This is a genomic window from Blastomonas sp. CCH1-A6, assembly GCF_001556365.1.
Taxonomy (GTDB): Bacteria; Pseudomonadota; Alphaproteobacteria; order Sphingomonadales; family Sphingomonadaceae; genus Blastomonas; species Blastomonas ursincola.
The window spans coordinates 62,579-77,201 of sequence record NZ_LSIS01000317.1 but is presented as its reverse complement, the minus strand read 5'-3'; the positions used below and the strand labels follow the sequence as shown (position 1 = coordinate 77,201).

Below are 14,623 nucleotides of genomic sequence, written 5' to 3'. Positions count from 1 at the left end.
CGGATGGCGATGCCGCCGACATGCAGCAGGGCGACATGGCGACCAACGCCGCCGATGACCCGGCCATGTCGGCCGCGCCGGGCTTGACCGGAGCCTATGTCGTGCAGGCGGCGAATTCGGACATGTACGAGATCCAGGCGGGCGAGCTGGCGGCGAAGAACGGCCAGTCACAAGCGGTCAAGGATTTCGGCCGGATGATGGTCACCGATCACACCAAGTCCTCGCAGGACATGAAGGCGGTGGTGACGCGTGCCAATCTGGGCACCCAGCCTCCTGCGCGGCTCGATGCCGAGCATCAGGCGATGATCGACCGGCTGAAGGCGGCCAAGGGCGAGGCCTTTGACCGCGAGTATATGACCCAGCAGATGGCGGCGCACCGCAAGGCGCTGGCGCTGCACCAGGGCTATGCCCAGAGCGGCGACAATGCCGAGCTCAAGGGCTTCGCGACGCAGGTCATCCCGGTGGTCCAGAAGCATCACGACTGGCTGGAACAGAATGGCGGCGGTGCGAACGGCACGACTGCAGGCGTGGGCACCGGCAACCGCAGCGGCGCGATGCAGGACGGCAATCCGGCTGCGGCGGGCGAATCGGCCAGCACCAACCGCGCCCCGCGCGCGACCGGCTCCACCACCGATCAATAAGCGGGGAACCGCTTCTTCTCTCCACCTCACTGGCGGCCTTCGGGTCGCCATTTTTTTGCGGCGAGGAAACTCAGCCCTTGCCCCCGGCGAGCGCAAGCCGGGGCCGGTCCTCGCTGGGCTGGGGCGGTTGCAGCGCGGCGATGAAGCGCGCGCTCCACCAGCGCACGTCCTGCTTGACCACCGAAGCGAGCATCGCGGCATGCCGCTCGCGGCGTTCCTCGAGCGGCATGGTGAGCGCGCGCGCGATGGCATCGGCCATGTCCTCGCTGCTGTGCGGGTTGATGATCAGCGCGGCATCGAGCTGCACCGAGGCTCCGGCAAAGCGCGAAAGCACCAGCACGCCGGGGTCCTCGGGGTCCTGCGCCGCGACATATTCCTTGGCGACCAGGTTCATCCCGTCGCGCAAGGGCGTGACCAGCCCGACGCGCGAGGCGCGGTAGATCCCGAACAGCTCCTCGCGCGCATAGCCCTTGTTGACATAGCGCACCGGCACCCAGTCGATCGAGGCGAACTCGCCGTTGATCCCGCCCGACAGCGCGTTGAGCTCTGCGCGGATCTGCTGATAGCTCGGCACGTCGCCGCGCGAGGGCGGCGCGATCTGCAGCAGGAACAGCTTCTCGCGCAATTCGGGCCGGGTGGCGAGCAGCTGCTCATAGGCGAGGAAGCGCTCCTGCAGCCCCTTGGAATAATCGAGCCGGTCGACGCCCACGATCACCTGCCGTCCGACCGCGCTGGTGATCAGCCGCTGTTCGGCATCGCGCGCGGCGGGCGTGCCCAGCGCCGAGGTGAATTCGGCGGTATCGAGCCCGATCGGGCAGATCAGCAGCCGGGTCGATCGCCCGTCGAGCAGCGCATGATCGCCGTCGAGCTCGGCGCCGAGATGCGTGACAATATAGTCGATGAACGAGGCGCGCCATTCGTCGGTGTGAAAGCCGATCACGTCATAGCTGAGCAGGCTCTTCACCAGCTCGCGATGGCCGGGCAGCGACATCATCAGGCTGGCGGGCGGCCAGGGGGTGTGCAGGAAGAAGCCGAGCCGGTTGGCAAAGCCGCGCTCGCGCAAGCGCTGGCCGAGCGGCATCAAGTGATAATCGTGCACCCAGATCATGTCGTCGGGCTCGATCAGCGGCGCCACCGTCTCGGCAAAGCGCTGATTGACGCGGGCGTAGCCCCCGGCAAAGTCGCGCGCGATCTCGGTCAGATCGAGCCGGTAGTGGAAGAGCGGCCACAAAGTGCGGTTGGCAAAGCCGTTATAATATTCCTCGATATCCTGCGCCTCCAGGTCGATCGTCGCGGTGGCGACCCCGTCCTGGCGACGGAAGCTGATCTGGCCGGTGAAATGGTCGGTCTGCTCGCCCGACCAGCCGAACCAGATGCCGTTGCTTTCGCGCAGCGCGGCGGACAGCGCGACCGCCAGCCCGCCGCGGTTGCTGCTCGCGCCGCCATTGGCGGCCTGGACGCGGTTGGATATGCAGATCAGACGGTTCATCGTGCGTCACTCCAGGGCCGGGAGAGCAGGCCTGCGCACTGGATCAGCCCCACCAGCGAATAGGTTTGCGGGTAATTGCCCCACAGCGCGCCTGTGCTGGGGTCGATATCTTCGGACAGCAGCCCGGCAGGGGTGCGCCGGCTCAGCATTTCCTCGAACAGCGCGCGCGCATCGCCATAGCGGCCGGTGGCGTGCAGCGCCTCGATCAACCAGAAGGTGCATACGTTGAACGCCGATTGCGGCGGCCCGAAATCGTCCTCATCGGCATAGCGCAGCATATGGCTGCCCCGGCGCAGACCGCCCTCGATCGCATCGAGCGTCGCGATGAAGCGCGGATCGTCGGCGCGGATGAACTTGAGGTCGAGCAGCTGCAACAGGCTGGCATCGAGCGTGCGTTCGCCGAGCACCGCCGAATAATGGTTGCCCGCATGGCTCCAGGCATGGGCGTCGATATGCTGGCGGATATGCTCGGCGCGTTCGCCCCAGAACATCGCCGCCTTGGGCCGTCCGATCGCGCCTGCCGCATTGGCGAGCCGATCGCACGCCGCCCAGCACATCGCGGCGGAATAGGTATGCACATGCGCGCGGGTGCGCAGCTCCCATAGGCCCGCATCGGGTTCGTTGAACATCGCAAAGGCGCGGTGGCCGACGACTTCGAGCGCCTCGAAATCCTGCACCGTCGCCTGGCGCAGCAGCCGCTGGTCGAAAAACGCCTGCACGCTCGACAGCACGATCTGGCCATAGGCGTCGTGCTGGATCTGCTCATAGGCCTGGTTGCCCGACCGCACCGGGCCCATGCCGGCAAAACCGGCAAGGCCGGGCATGTCATGCTCGGTCAGCGTTGCCTCGCCGCCGATGCCGTAGAGCGGCTGGATATGCCCGCCGCGCGCCGCATCGACGATGTTGCGTAAGTAATGCAGGTAGGATTCGAGCACGTCGAGCGCGCCGAGCCGGTTGAGCGCCTGCACGGTGAAATAGGCATCGCGGATCCAGCAGAAGCGATAGTCCCAGTTGCGCCCCGAATCGGCATGTTCGGGCAGCGACGTGGTCAGCGCCGCGACGATCGCGCCGGTCTGCTCGTACTGGCACAGCTTCAGCGTGATCGCAGACCGGATCACCGCCTCCTGCCATTCGAGCGGCAGGTTGAGCCCGCGCACCCAGTGCTGCCAGGTCGAGACGGTCTCGTCCAACATCGCTTCCATCCGCGCCTCTAGCTGCGCGTCGAACCCCTCGTCGGGGCCGAAATAGAAATAGAGGTCGCGTTCTGCCCTGAACATGCGCTCGTCCCGGATCCACCCCAAAGGGGCGTTCGAGGTCAATCGCTGGACCTGCTCGCCCAGGATATAGCGTATGTGATTGGAGCCCGATGTGAGCCGGGGCGAACCCTCGCCCCAGGCATAAGCGGGGCGCAGCCGGACCGAGATGCGGGGGGACCCGCTGATCACGCGGACGATGCGCGCGATCGCCACCGGGCGGAACATGCGGCCATGACGCGGGAAGCGCGGCATGAAATCGATGACCTCGATGACATTGCCCGCATTGCACGACATGCGCGTGACCAGCACGGGGGTGTTGCGGATATAGTGCTGCTCGGTATGCGCGCAATTCTCGAGCACGATGTCCCAAAAGCCATGGTCCTGCTTCGGCTCGAGCAGCGAGCAGAACACCGGGTCGCCATCGAAGCGCGGCAGGCATCCCCACGCGATGCGCGCATTGGGATCGACCAGAGCGGCGATCTCGCAATTGCCGATGGGCCAGAGGTTCATGGCGTCCTTCATCGCCGCACTCACGCGATCAGCGCCGCGATACGCCGACGCACGCCCTCGACGCTGTCGAGACGCTCGTCGCTGTGATCGGCCGTGCGCGAGCCGACGCTGATCGCCTGGCCGCCCAGCGCGCGCGTCGCCTCAAACGCAGGAATGTCGGTCAGATCATCGCCGATGAACACCGGCACGCTCCCGGCAAAGCGATCCAGCGCCATGATGGCGCGCACCGCATCGCCCTTGTCCGATCCGCCGGGTCGCAGTTCGAACACCATGTCGCCCTGCTGCACGATCAGCCCGTGCGACGCGGCCTGGGCCATCGCCCATTGCTCCGCCCGGTCGCGCAACTGCGGCATCAATCGGTAGTGCACACCCAGTCCGAAGCTCTTCTCCTCGATGACGATCCCGGGAAAGTCCTCGAAATGCAGTGCCGCCTCGAAGGCGAGATCGGCGAAAAGCCGTGTGGGGCGAGGGGCCTGGACCGCACCGTCGACGCTCAGCTCCTGGCCATGGCTGGCCGCGATCACGCCGCCTGCCAGTGCGGGAGGCAGCAAGTGGTGCAGCTGTTCGAGCGAGCGGCCGCTGACCACCGCGATGCGGCCGGCCAGGGTGCGCGACGCCTCGGCCAGCGTGTCGGCCATCGCCGGGCTGATCGCGACAGCATCGGGCGTGTCGCCGATCTCGACCAGTGTCCCGTCAAAATCGAGCAGCAGCGCCAATGGCCTCGCCTCCTGATGGGTCTCGGCGGGGACGATCAAATGCACAAGGCTGTCAGGCACGCGGCTGCGGCTCCTTTTCGGGTCCATCCATGAAGGTGTGCAAGGGACACGCGCCAACGCCGTGCAGGTTCCCCTCAACGGCGCTTTTTCAGCAGCTTGAGCACCGCCGGTTCGGCCTCGTCCGGGTCGGTGCGGCGGAACATCGGGTCATCGTCGCGATAGGCTTCGAGCAGCTGCGGGTGGATATAGGACTGACGGCAGATCGTCGGCGTGTTGCCCAGCGCATCGGCGGCGCGCGCCACTGCCTCGCGGATCGCCTTCTCGGTCGCCGGCGGCTGTTCCTGCTGGCGCAGCTCGCACAATGCCGAACAGGCGGTGACGGTGCCGCACCAGGTGCGGAAATCCTTGGCCGAAAAATCCTCGCCGCCGATCTCGCGCAGATAGGCGTTGATATCGTCCGAGGTGACGCTGCGCAGCTCGTCACCATCCCTGTACCGGAAGAGCTGCTGTCCGGGCAGCTCCTGCAGGCCGCGCAGCACCTTGGCGACGCGCCGGTGGCGCAAGGACACGTCCCATTTGCGCCCGCTCTTGCCGTTGAAGCGGAATCGGATTTCGGAGGCCTGGAGCGCGACATGGCGGCAGTGCAGCGTCGTCAGGCCATAGGAGCGGTTCTGCTTGGCGTACAGCGCATTGCCGATGCGGATCGCGGTGCAGTCGAGCAGGTGGATGATCGTCGCCATCACGCAGGTGCGCGATGTTCCCTTTGAGGAAATATCCTTCTCCACCCGTTCGCGGATCGCGGGAAGCTTGGCGCCGAAACTGGCAAGCCGCGCGAACTTGGCCGCCTCCTGCTGCTCGCGATAAGCGGGGTGATAACGAAACTGCTTGCGCCCGCGCGCATCGCGCCCGGTCGCCTGCAGATGGCCGTTCGGGTCGGGACAGATCCACACCTGCTCATAGGCCGGCGGAATGGCGAGGCTGTCGATGCGCTTACGCACCGCCTTGTCGCGGATCAGCCTGCCCTTGTTGTCATGATAGCTGAAGCCCTTGCCGCGCCGCTTGCGGGTGATGCCGGGCATGTCGTCGGTCGTGAAGACCAGCGCGCCTTCCTTGCTCATCGGGCAGGCGCGCCGGGCAGATCACATGCCCTCATGGTCCTTGTCGCCTGCCAGATCGTCGCGCCCGGCATTCTTGGCGGCATTGCCTTGCGCATCTTTCGGCCCGTAATAGCGGTTCTCGCTCTGTCCACCTTCGATGAAACCCCGTTTTTCGCCGCGCAGCTCCTTGCCGGTATGCGGGTTGGGATAGGCGCCGCCACCCGATTCCCCCGCACCGCCCTTGCCGGTCCGCGCTTCCATGTCGTCGGGGATACGCTTCTTGTTGGTCATGGCTCCGTCCTCCTCGAAAATGAGGCTGCAAGGACTAGGCGCGGCAATTGCGCGGGGCGCTAACATAGGCCGGTGTGGGTTGTTCGCAGCTGCGCGACACAGGGTCCGAAGCCGCCCCCTCCCCGAATCGGCGGCCCCCATCGAGAGGAATAGCCATGGCCCATTCACGAACGCACAATGGACGCACCCCCAATGGACAGGGCGGTAGCTCGATCCTGAGCAGCTCGGTCAAGGGCTTGCTGCTCACCGCAGGCGTGGCGGCGATCGCCAATATCGGCCGCAAGATGGCGGTCCAGGCCCCGACTGCCATGGCGCAGGACTGGTGCGAAGGGCTGATCAAGGAGCACAAGGCGACGCTGGCCGTGATCGACAAGCTTGAACAGCTCTCGCCCGAGCAGACCGATCGCCGCGCCATGCTGCTGATGAACCTAAAGCACATGATCACCAAGCACGCGATGCAGGAAGAGAATGTGATCTATCCCGTGCTGGCCCAGGGCGGCGAGGACGAGGCGGCGAAATCGCTCAACAGCGACCATGGCGAGGTCAAGGCGATGCTCTACGAACTCGGCCATATGGACAAGGGCGATCTAGCATTCGGCGAGACGCTCGGCCGCCTGCGCAGCGCGCTCGAGGAGCATATGCGCCAGGAAGAGCAAGAGCTGTTCCCCGCGCTGCGCGAGCGCCTGAGCGACGAGGAGAACAGGAAGCTCAGCCGCGAGATGAACATGGCCGGGCTGATTCTCGCCTGACCCGTTCGACAAAGGAGAGAGACATGGCCCAGAAGGAAAGCCGCGACGCGTTGCAGATGCTCGCCGACGATCACCGCACGGTGGAAGCCTTGTTCGAGAAATACGACAATGCGCGCGGTGAGGCAGCGCAGCAGAAGATCGTGCAGCAGATCTGCCAGGAGCTGACCATCCACGCGATGGTCGAGGAACAGGTCTTCTATCCTGCGATCCGCGAGGCGGTCGACGACGACATGATGGACGAGGCGCAGGTCGAGCATGACAGCGCCAAGACGCTGATCCTCTCGCTGCAACAGGGCACGCCCTCGGACGCCTATTATGACGCCAAGGTCAGCGTGCTGAAGGAGCAGGTCGAGCACCATGTCTATGAGGAGGAGCGCCAGCGCGGCAGCATCTTTGCGCAGGTGCGCAAGGCTGAGATCGACCTGGTCGCATTGGGCGGGCAGATGGCCGAGCTGAAGCAGCGACTGCTCGCCCAGGCCAAGGCCGAAGGCCTGCCCCGGCCCGAACTGGTCGCGCTGGCGAGCTGAACGCACGGGCCGGGCATGAGCGAAGCGCCCGAACAGGAGCGCGACGAACGTGTGGTGCCCGACCATGGCCAGCTGAAATCGGCGGCGCGGGCGCTGCTCGCGATGCTCGACCGGATGGAATGGAAGCTGGCGACGGCGGAAAGCTGCACCGGCGGCTTCCTGTCGTCGCTTCTCACCGATGTCGAGGGGCTGAGCCATTGCCTCGACCGGGGCTACGTCTGCTATTCGGTCGCGGCCAAGCACGACATGCTGGGCATCGATCCGGGGCTGATCGACGAGCAGGGCGCGGTGAGCGAACCGGTGGCGCGCGCGCTCGCCGAGAACAGCCTGTGCCTTGCCGATGCGCAGCTTTCGCTCGCGATCACCGGCTTTGCCGGCGCCTCGGACCCTGACGAAAGCGAGGGCGCGGGCGTCGCGCATATCGGCGTGGCTGTGCCCGACCAGTCCTGGGTCTATCGCGTCGATTACGGCGAGCGGCCGCGGCGCGACATCCGCAACATGGTCACGCTCGCCGCGCTCGCGATCGGGCTGCGCACAGCTAAGGACCGCAGCCTTTCCTAGCTGGCGCGCGTGATTGCCAGCGCGATATCCTGCCCGGTGCCGCCCGCCAGCACCGTCAATGTGCCGTCCTGCATCGTCTGGAGCTGCGCGGTTTCCGCCTCGCCGGTCAGCGTGTCGACCTGGGTGACGCTGTACACGCCGGGCTCCAGGCCCTGAATGTCGAGCGTCGATGCATGGCCGCATTGCGCGCGATTGGCCATCAGCACCACGATCGCCTGATGGGCGTCGCCGCAGCCGGTCGCAAGGCCATCGAAGCCCGGTGCGCGCAACCGTTCGCCGAGCGGCTGGCGGCGGAAGTCCGACCAGTCGATCAGCGGCAGGAAGCGCGCAAGCACGCCCTGCGCCTCGTGCATCGCGGGCAGCAGCACATGCGGGTGGCGATAGGGCCAGCGCATGCCGCCGCCTGCGCCGCCGCTCGCCAGATGCGCCCATTGCATGCGACGGAACAGCTCGGTGTCGAAATCGTCCGGCAGCGTGATGTGCCGGTCCTTGAAGGCATGGATCGGGCCGTGCTCGGTATCGAGCAGCGGGCGATCGACCGGGCATTGCTCGACCGCCGCCGTCATCAGCCGCGCGGTCGCCTCGGCCGGCGCGAGCGTACCGCGCGGATGGTCGATCGTGCCCTTTTCGTACAGGTGCACGCTGGCGAAATCGAGCGAGGGGTGGCGGAAGATCACTTCGCCCAGATCGGGGCGGAGCAGCAGGTTGGGGAGATAGACCGACACCGTCTGCGGATGGCTGCGGCCATGCACGCGCAGCTCCTCGGCCCGTAGCGCTGCCGAAACCTCGCCGACAAAATCGTGCACCGCCGCCATGTCGCCGCCGGCATAGAAGCTGTCGATCTCGTTCCACAGGTCCCAGCCGAACACCGCCTGGCTGTGCCCCCAGCGGCGGGTGGCGAACAGCAGCCGGTTGATGATCGCTGCGCGCGTGGCTTCGCAGGTGAACATGTGGCGCGGCGACTTGCACGGGCCGCCGGTCGCCTGCGCATAAGGGTGCGTCTTCCAGCGCCGCGCCATGAAGAAGGTGTCGAACGGGGTGAGCAGGAAGCGGATGTCGTGCCGCTCGCCGAGCTGGATCAGATCGTCCCACAGCCGCACCATCGCCGGGCTGAAATGGCCGCAGCGGCTTTCCAGATGGCGGTAGCGGACTTGGTTGTAATCGAGCATCAGGCGCAGGCAATTGACCCCGCTCGCTTTCAGCGCGGCGAAATGCCGGTCGACCGATGCGACATCCTGCCGGCGATAGAGCGGCGCGAGATGCGGCCAGGTGATAGCCTCGTTATGCCCGACCGGTGCCCAGGCCGCGCCCGATTCGGTCTGGAAATAGGGCGCGTTGGCAGCGCACCGCACCCAGTCCCGTTCGGGATGCGGGGCGGAAACGCGGCGGATCGCGGCCGGTTCGAGCTCGGCAACATGCTTCATTCGGCGGCCACCACACCCAGGGTCGAGAGCGATTCGAGCCGCCAGCGCGCATCGAGCCTGCGCCAGGTCGCCAGCGCCTGGCCGACGATCTGGTCCATATTGTAATAGCGATAGGTGGCGAGCCGCCCGACAAAGGTCACCTCCGGGCAATCGCGCGCCAGCGCCGCATAGCGCCGGTACATGTCCTGCGCCGCCGGATTGGGCACCGGATAGTAGGGATCGCCCTCGTCCGCAGGATATTCGCGCATGATGCTGGTCACCTCGGCCTGCTGCCCGGTCAGATGCTTGAACTCGGTGATGCGGGTATAGGGCACGTCATAATCCGGATAGTTGACCGTCGCGACCGGCTGCACCTGTTCCTGGGGCAGCGTCTCGTGCTCGAAGCGCAGCGAACGATAGGGCAGATGCCCGAGGCGATGGTGGAAATATTCGTCGATCGGTCCGGTCCAGACCAGATGGTCCCAGCTGATCGTCTCGGGCAGATCGTCATAGCCCTGGCCGGTCAGCACGTCGATCTGCGGGTGGTTCAGCATCTTGCGAAACATCCTGGTATAGCCCTTGTCGGGCATGCACTGATGCGCATCGGTAAAATATCGGTCATCGGTATTCGTCCGTGCCGGCACGCGCGCCGCGACGGACTTGTCGAGCTCGCGCGGATCGACGCCCCATTGCTTGCGGGTATAGCCTTCGAAGAACTTGGCATAGAGGTCCTGTCCCACCTGCGACACCACGGTATCGCGCGAATTGCGCACCTCGCCGACATCGATCGCGACCGATTGCAGATACGCGGCGGCCTCCTCCTCGGTCTCGAGGTTCATGCCGTAGAGCGCATTGAGCGTGGTCCGGTTGATCGGCATCGGCACCAGCTGGCCGTCGACATAGGCGAGCACGCGATGCTCATAGGGCCGCCAGCCGGTGAAGCGCGACAGATAGTCGAGAATGTCGCGGCTGTTGGTGTGGAAGATATGCGGCCCGTATTTGTGGACCAGGATGCCCGCATCGTCGTGATGGTCATAGGCATTGCCCGCGACATGCGGCCGCTTGTCGATGACCAGCACCGACTTGCCCGATCCCGAAGCAATCCGCTCGGCCATGACCGCACCGGCGAAGCCCGCGCCGACGACGAGCACGTCGTAATGACGCGCGCAGTTCGCCGGCCGTGCGCTCGAAATCCGCGCGACCTGCCGCGCGAAGAGACCGTCCTGCAGCTGGCGCGCGATGCGGGCGACGGTGCCGTCCCAGCTCTTGTCGGCAAGGCACGTTTGCGCCTCGGCCTTCCACGCGGCGCGGGTGCGCGAATCGGCGCAGAGCAAAGCCTCGCAGGCCGAGACGAAGCCGCGCGCATCGCCCGCAATGCGGATGCTGCCGAGCGCGCCGTAAGTGGTGACGACATCGGCGATTGGGGTCGAGACGACGGGCAGCCCGCTCGCCATGTATTCGGGCGTCTTGGTCGGGCTGATAAAGCGCGTCGAGGCGTTGAGCGCGAAGGGCATCAGCGCGATGTCCCAGTGCACGGCATAATCGGGCAGCCGCGCATAATCGCGCCCGCCCAGCCAATGGATATTGGCCGCGCGGGGCAGATCGTCGGGGCTGATCTTGACCACCGGGCCGATCATCACGAACGCCCAGTCGGGGCGCAGCGCCGCGAGCTCGGCGAGCAGCGCGAGGTCCATGCGCTCGTCGATCACGCCATAAAAGCCGAGGCGCGGGCGCGGCAGATGCGCCTGATCCCCGGGCTCTGCCGTGGTCCTCGCATCGCGCGCGAAATGCGCGATGTCGACGCCCGATGGATAGCAGTGCACGTTGGGATGGCGGGTGCGCCGCGCCTCGTACAGGCTGCGTCCGCCGCACAGCACCAGGTCGGCACGCGCCATCAGGCTCGCCTCGCGTTGGGCGATATCGGCGGGCGCGAAGGCGAAATTGGCGAGCTCGTCCATGCAGTCATAGACGGTGAAATCGGGCTGCAGGCCGGCGCTGAACGCCAGCATCATCGGGGTATAGTACCAGAAGACCAGAGGCCCCCGGTGCCCTGCGACCTCGGCCTCGAGCAACGCGCCTAGCGCCCGATCGATGGCGGTGCCGTCCAGCCCTTCGGGCAGCACCGGAACCAGCCGCGTCACCCCGCCTTCGACGCTGCTGCGGTCGAGCCGGGGAGAATCGCACGCCGCATCGAAGTGCGGCTCCTCCCAATAGGTCACGTCGAACTGGCCGGCGAGACGGGTCATGATGTGCTGCGGCCGCTGGAACACCAGGTCCCAGCGAAGGTGCGAGAAACAGACGATCACCGGGCGCGCCGAAAGGGCAGGGGTCTGGCTGTGCTGGAACGGGCGGTGCATCGGGTATCTCCGGATCGAAGGTGGCCGCCGGTCCTGGAACGGACGGGCGTGTCGCTAGCGGACTGATCCGGCACCTAGCCGAGCGTGGCTCCCGGCAATCTTACATAGGTGAGGCCCCGCGCTTCCGGCCAATTTGGGGGAAGCTGACCCATGTTATTGGGCGCGGACCGATCGAGGCCCAGCCTTGCGCCATCCTGCCGGGACACCCCGCCCCGGCGATGATGGAGACCCCGCCATGACCTATTTTCTCGGCTTTCCGCTGCTGCCCTTGTGGATCATGGGCGTGCCGCTGATCGGTGCGCTGATCACGCTCGCGCTGCCTGCGCCGAAGCACAACACCATCCCGCGCACGCTGCGCCGCGACGAGCGTGTCGGCAATGCCGCCACCGTGACGACGGCGCATCCCACGACCACCGCCACCTGATCGCAAGCCCCGGATCGTCGCGGTCCGGGGCGTGCCCTTTTCCCAAGGAACCCCAGCATGTTCACCCATAACAAACGCCTGCAATATACCGTCCGCGTGTCCGAGCCCAACCCGGTGCTCGGTTCGCTGCTGCTCGAACAGTTCGGCGGCCCCGATGGCGAGCTTGCCGCCGCGATGCGCTATTTCACGCAGGGCCTGGCCGAGGAGGACCCCGGCCGCAAGGACATGCTGCTCGACATCGCCACCGAGGAGCTGAGCCATCTCGAGGTGATCGGATCGATCGTCGCGATGCTCAACAAGGGCGCGAAGGGCGATCTGGCCGAAGCCGCGCTGGAGGAGGCGGACCTGTACCGCTCGCTCACCGCCGGCGGCAACAGCCACACCCAGGCGATCCTCTATGGCGGCGGCCCCGCGCTCACCAACTCGTCGGGCGTGCCATGGACCGCGGCCTATGTCGATTCGCGCGGCGACCCGACCTGTGATCTGCGCAGCAACATCGCCGCCGAATCGCGCGCCAAGATCGTCTACGAGCGGCTGATCAACGTCACCGATGATCCGGGCATCAAGGATGCGCTGGGCTTTCTGATGACGCGCGAAATCGCCCATCAGAAGTCGTTCGAAAAGGCGCTCTACACGATCGCGGACAATTTCCCGCCGGGTAAGCTTGGCGCGATGGGTGATTATGATTCGCTCTATGTCAACGCGTCGACCGGCCCCGGCGATACCGAAGGCCCGTGGAACAGCGGCGACCAGTGGCAGCGGATCGACGATCTCGAGGCGCATGGTCCGGTCGATGGCGGCGACGGCACCGCCGAGGTCGAACTGCCCAAGGACCAGCTGCGCACCGTCATGGCGATGGCCGAGCGCACCGCATCGGACCCCACGGTCGATCCGGTCACCGGTGCCGAACTCGGCATGAAGCAGGTCTGAGCCTGACGTGACGATGCCCAGGATCGCCAGTTCATCCATCGGCTTGGGCGGGGTGGTGGTCATGCTCGGGCGCGCGCCCGATGCCCGGCGGCAGAACCTGCTGATGGGTTTTGCCGCCGGGGTGATGATCGCGGCCGCGTTCTTTTCGCTGATCATCCCCGGCATCGCGCGGGCCGAGGCCACCGGATCGTCGCGCGAGATGGCGGCGGTGATCGTAATCGGCGCGGTGCTGCTCGGTGCGCTGGCGATGGCGCAGCTCGGCCGCGGCATCGATCGGATCGCGCGCGCCCGGCTGGCGAAGCTGCCCGGCTGGCTTGCCGACGATGCCGAACATCGGCGCATCCTGCTGTTCATCCTCGCGGTGACATTGCACAACATCCCCGAAGGCACTGCGGTCGGCGTCAGCTTCATGTCGGGCGATGCCAGCCTGGGCTGGGCGACCGCGCTTGGCATCGGCATCCAGAACATTCCGGAAGGGATGGCGGTGGCGGCCGCGCTCTCGACCTTGGGATGGAGCCGCGCGCGCTGCATTCTCGCGGCGCTCATGACCGGGCTCATCGAACCGTTCGGCGGGGCGATCGGCGTCGCCATCGTCCAGACCTCGACCGCTGCGCTTCCCTGGGCGCTGGGCTTTTCGGCCGGCGCGATGCTGTTCGTCGTGATGGCTGACATCATCCCCGGAACCAGCCGCCGGATCGAGCACGGGTCGGCAACCCCTGCGCTGATGGCGGGTTTGGCGATCATGATGTTTCTCGACGTGACCCTGGGTTGAGCCGGGCACGCACCCTCCCCTCATCAAAGGATCTTCCCCATGACCAAGACCAAGGCCGTATCGAAGATGCAGGAAGCCGAACTGCCCGGCCTCGAGGCCGAGCTCGACCCCAAGCCCGAATGGCAGCCGCGCTATCCCGGTTCGGGTCGGCTTGAGGGCAAGGTCGCGGTCGTCACCGGCGGCGATTCGGGGATCGGCCGCGCGGTGGCGGTGCTGTTCGCGCGCGAGGGCGCGAATGTCGTGATCAGCTATCTCGAGGAGGACACCGATGCCGAGGCCACGGCCGAGATGGTCGAGGAAGAAGGCGGCAAGGCGGTGATCATCGCGGGCGATATCGGCGAGCGCGACCATTGCCGCGAGGTCATCGACCTTGCCATCCGCACGTTCGGCCAGATCGACATTCTGGTGAACAATGCCGGCGAGCAGCATCCCGACAAGGAGATTACCGACATTTCGGACAAGCAGCTCAAGCGCACCTTCCAGACCAATGTCTATGGCATGTTCTACATGGTCCAGGCCGCGATGCCGCATCTCAAATCCGGCGCGACAATCATCAACTGCACCTCGGTGACGATGTACAAGGGCGCGGACGAGCTGCTCGACTATTCGGCGACCAAGGGTGCGATCACCGCGTTCACGCGCAGCCTGTCGCAGAATCTGGTCGAAAAGGGCATCCGCGTGAACGGCGTCGCGCCGGGACCGATCTGGACTCCCCTCAACCCCTGCGGCGGCGCGAGCGAGGAGAAGCTCGAGCATTTCGGCGAATCGACCCCGATGGGACGCCCCGGCCAGCCGAACGAGGTCGCGCCGTGCTTCCTGTTCCTCGCCTGCGAGGATTCGAGTTACATGAGCGGGCAGGTGCTGCACCCCAATGGAGGGGTGATCGTCGGAAGCTGATTT

Annotated in this window: 15 protein-coding genes; 8 read left to right on the top strand and 7 right to left on the bottom strand. The window is 66.2% G+C overall.

All coding sequences use genetic code 11. The annotated features are described in order from the left end of the window. The coding region (locus AX735_RS15380; protein WP_066282127.1) for a DUF4142 domain-containing protein at window positions 1–641 on the top strand (641 nt) is incomplete at its 5' end. Between the two features lie 70 nt (window positions 642–711). Here the strand turns inward: AX735_RS15380 and AX735_RS15375 are convergent. The 5 genes from AX735_RS15375 to AX735_RS15355 all read right to left on the bottom strand — a co-directional run bounded on the left by AX735_RS15375 (window position 712) and on the right by AX735_RS15355 (window position 6,000). Beyond that, window positions 712–2,130 (bottom strand): alpha,alpha-trehalose-phosphate synthase (UDP-forming), encoded by a 1,419-nt coding sequence (locus AX735_RS15375; RefSeq protein WP_066282125.1) that lies wholly within the window; start codon window positions 2,128–2,130, stop codon window positions 712–714. Next, window positions 2,127–3,908, bottom strand: a complete 1,782-nt coding sequence (locus AX735_RS15370) for a glycoside hydrolase family 15 protein (protein WP_066282122.1) — start codon at window positions 3,906–3,908, stop codon at window positions 2,127–2,129. The genes AX735_RS15375 and AX735_RS15370 overlap by 4 nt, the downstream gene beginning before the upstream one ends. An 8-nt stretch (window positions 3,909–3,916) precedes the next feature. Beyond that, entirely contained in the window at window positions 3,917–4,672 is a 756-nt protein-coding gene (gene otsB, locus AX735_RS15365; protein ID WP_171007763.1) for a trehalose-phosphatase, read from the bottom strand. 74 nt (window positions 4,673–4,746) lie between these two features. Further along, window positions 4,747–5,730 (bottom strand): DNA topoisomerase IB, encoded by a 984-nt coding sequence (locus AX735_RS15360; RefSeq protein WP_066282118.1) that lies wholly within the window; start codon window positions 5,728–5,730, stop codon window positions 4,747–4,749. Between the two features lie 21 nt (window positions 5,731–5,751). Then, on the bottom strand, window positions 5,752–6,000 hold the full coding sequence (locus AX735_RS15355; RefSeq protein WP_066282115.1) for a hypothetical protein: 249 nt from the start codon (window positions 5,998–6,000) through the stop codon (window positions 5,752–5,754). Window positions 6,001–6,155: 155 nt separating this feature from the next. Here AX735_RS15355 and AX735_RS15350 point away from each other — a divergent pair, with 155 nt between their 5' ends. Genes AX735_RS15350 through AX735_RS15340 form a run of 3 tightly spaced genes read left to right on the top strand, consistent with a single transcriptional unit; the run spans window position 6,156 to window position 7,837 of the window. Continuing rightward, on the top strand, window positions 6,156–6,749 hold the full coding sequence (locus AX735_RS15350; protein ID WP_066282112.1) for a hemerythrin domain-containing protein: 594 nt from the start codon (window positions 6,156–6,158) through the stop codon (window positions 6,747–6,749). A gap of 23 nt (window positions 6,750–6,772) precedes the next feature. Continuing rightward, complete coding sequence (locus AX735_RS15345; RefSeq protein ID WP_066282110.1) at window positions 6,773–7,276, top strand: hemerythrin domain-containing protein; 504 nt, start codon at window positions 6,773–6,775, stop codon at window positions 7,274–7,276. A gap of 15 nt (window positions 7,277–7,291) precedes the next feature. Continuing rightward, window positions 7,292–7,837, top strand: coding sequence for a CinA family protein (locus AX735_RS15340; RefSeq protein WP_066282108.1), 546 nt, complete (start codon window positions 7,292–7,294; stop codon window positions 7,835–7,837). Here AX735_RS15340 and AX735_RS15335 read toward each other — a convergent pair. Next, window positions 7,834–9,261, bottom strand: a complete 1,428-nt coding sequence (locus AX735_RS15335; protein WP_066282106.1) for a hypothetical protein — start codon at window positions 9,259–9,261, stop codon at window positions 7,834–7,836. The two genes, AX735_RS15340 and AX735_RS15335, sit on opposite strands and share 4 nt — an antisense overlap. Then, a complete protein-coding gene (glf, locus tag AX735_RS15330) occupies window positions 9,258–11,597 on the bottom strand; it encodes a UDP-galactopyranose mutase (protein ID WP_066282104.1) in 2,340 nt (779 codons plus the stop codon). The genes AX735_RS15335 and glf overlap by 4 nt, the downstream gene beginning before the upstream one ends. 235 nt (window positions 11,598–11,832) lie before the next feature. Here glf and AX735_RS15325 point away from each other — a divergent pair, with 235 nt between their 5' ends. The 4 genes from AX735_RS15325 to AX735_RS15310 are packed head-to-tail and all read left to right on the top strand — an operon-like array spanning window position 11,833 to window position 14,620. Further along, window positions 11,833–12,021 carry a hypothetical protein gene (locus tag AX735_RS15325; protein ID WP_066282101.1) on the top strand — a complete coding sequence of 63 codons (189 nt, stop codon included), beginning with the start codon at window positions 11,833–11,835 and terminating at the stop codon, window positions 12,019–12,021. Window positions 12,022–12,078: 57 nt separating this feature from the next. Beyond that, complete coding sequence (locus tag AX735_RS15320; protein WP_066282097.1) at window positions 12,079–12,951, top strand: manganese catalase family protein; 873 nt, start codon at window positions 12,079–12,081, stop codon at window positions 12,949–12,951. Window positions 12,952–12,964: 13 nt separating this feature from the next. Beyond that, window positions 12,965–13,723, top strand: coding sequence for a ZIP family metal transporter (locus tag AX735_RS15315; RefSeq protein ID WP_066282095.1), 759 nt, complete (start codon window positions 12,965–12,967; stop codon window positions 13,721–13,723). Between the two features lie 39 nt (window positions 13,724–13,762). After that, the gene (locus AX735_RS15310; protein ID WP_066282093.1) at window positions 13,763–14,620 is read left to right on the top strand and encodes a glucose 1-dehydrogenase; all 858 of its coding nucleotides are present in this window, start codon (window positions 13,763–13,765) and stop codon (window positions 14,618–14,620) included. Window positions 14,621–14,623 lie beyond the last annotated feature (3 nt).

What these genes read in the sequence shown, in the direction of transcription:
- AX735_RS15340 (WP_066282108.1), top strand. Translation starts at nt 7,292, where the DNA reads ATGAGCGAAGCGCCCGAACAGGAGCGCGACGAACGTGTGGTGCCCGAC.
- AX735_RS15370 (WP_066282122.1), bottom strand. Translation starts at nt 3,908, where the DNA reads ATGAAGGACGCCATGAACCTCTGGCCCATCGGCAATTGCGAGATCGCC.
- AX735_RS15350 (WP_066282112.1), top strand. Translation starts at nt 6,156, where the DNA reads ATGGCCCATTCACGAACGCACAATGGACGCACCCCCAATGGACAGGGC.
- AX735_RS15325 (WP_066282101.1), top strand. Translation starts at nt 11,833, where the DNA reads ATGACCTATTTTCTCGGCTTTCCGCTGCTGCCCTTGTGGATCATGGGC.
- AX735_RS15360 (WP_066282118.1), bottom strand. Translation starts at nt 5,730, where the DNA reads ATGAGCAAGGAAGGCGCGCTGGTCTTCACGACCGACGACATGCCCGGC.
- AX735_RS15335 (WP_066282106.1), bottom strand. Translation starts at nt 9,261, where the DNA reads ATGAAGCATGTTGCCGAGCTCGAACCGGCCGCGATCCGCCGCGTTTCC.
- AX735_RS15355 (WP_066282115.1), bottom strand. Translation starts at nt 6,000, where the DNA reads ATGACCAACAAGAAGCGTATCCCCGACGACATGGAAGCGCGGACCGGC.
- AX735_RS15315 (WP_066282095.1), top strand. Translation starts at nt 12,965, where the DNA reads ATGCCCAGGATCGCCAGTTCATCCATCGGCTTGGGCGGGGTGGTGGTC.
- glf (WP_066282104.1), bottom strand. Translation starts at nt 11,597, where the DNA reads ATGCACCGCCCGTTCCAGCACAGCCAGACCCCTGCCCTTTCGGCGCGC.
- AX735_RS15320 (WP_066282097.1), top strand. Translation starts at nt 12,079, where the DNA reads ATGTTCACCCATAACAAACGCCTGCAATATACCGTCCGCGTGTCCGAG.
- AX735_RS15310 (WP_066282093.1), top strand. Translation starts at nt 13,763, where the DNA reads ATGACCAAGACCAAGGCCGTATCGAAGATGCAGGAAGCCGAACTGCCC.
- AX735_RS15345 (WP_066282110.1), top strand. Translation starts at nt 6,773, where the DNA reads ATGGCCCAGAAGGAAAGCCGCGACGCGTTGCAGATGCTCGCCGACGAT.
- AX735_RS15375 (WP_066282125.1), bottom strand. Translation starts at nt 2,130, where the DNA reads ATGAACCGTCTGATCTGCATATCCAACCGCGTCCAGGCCGCCAATGGC.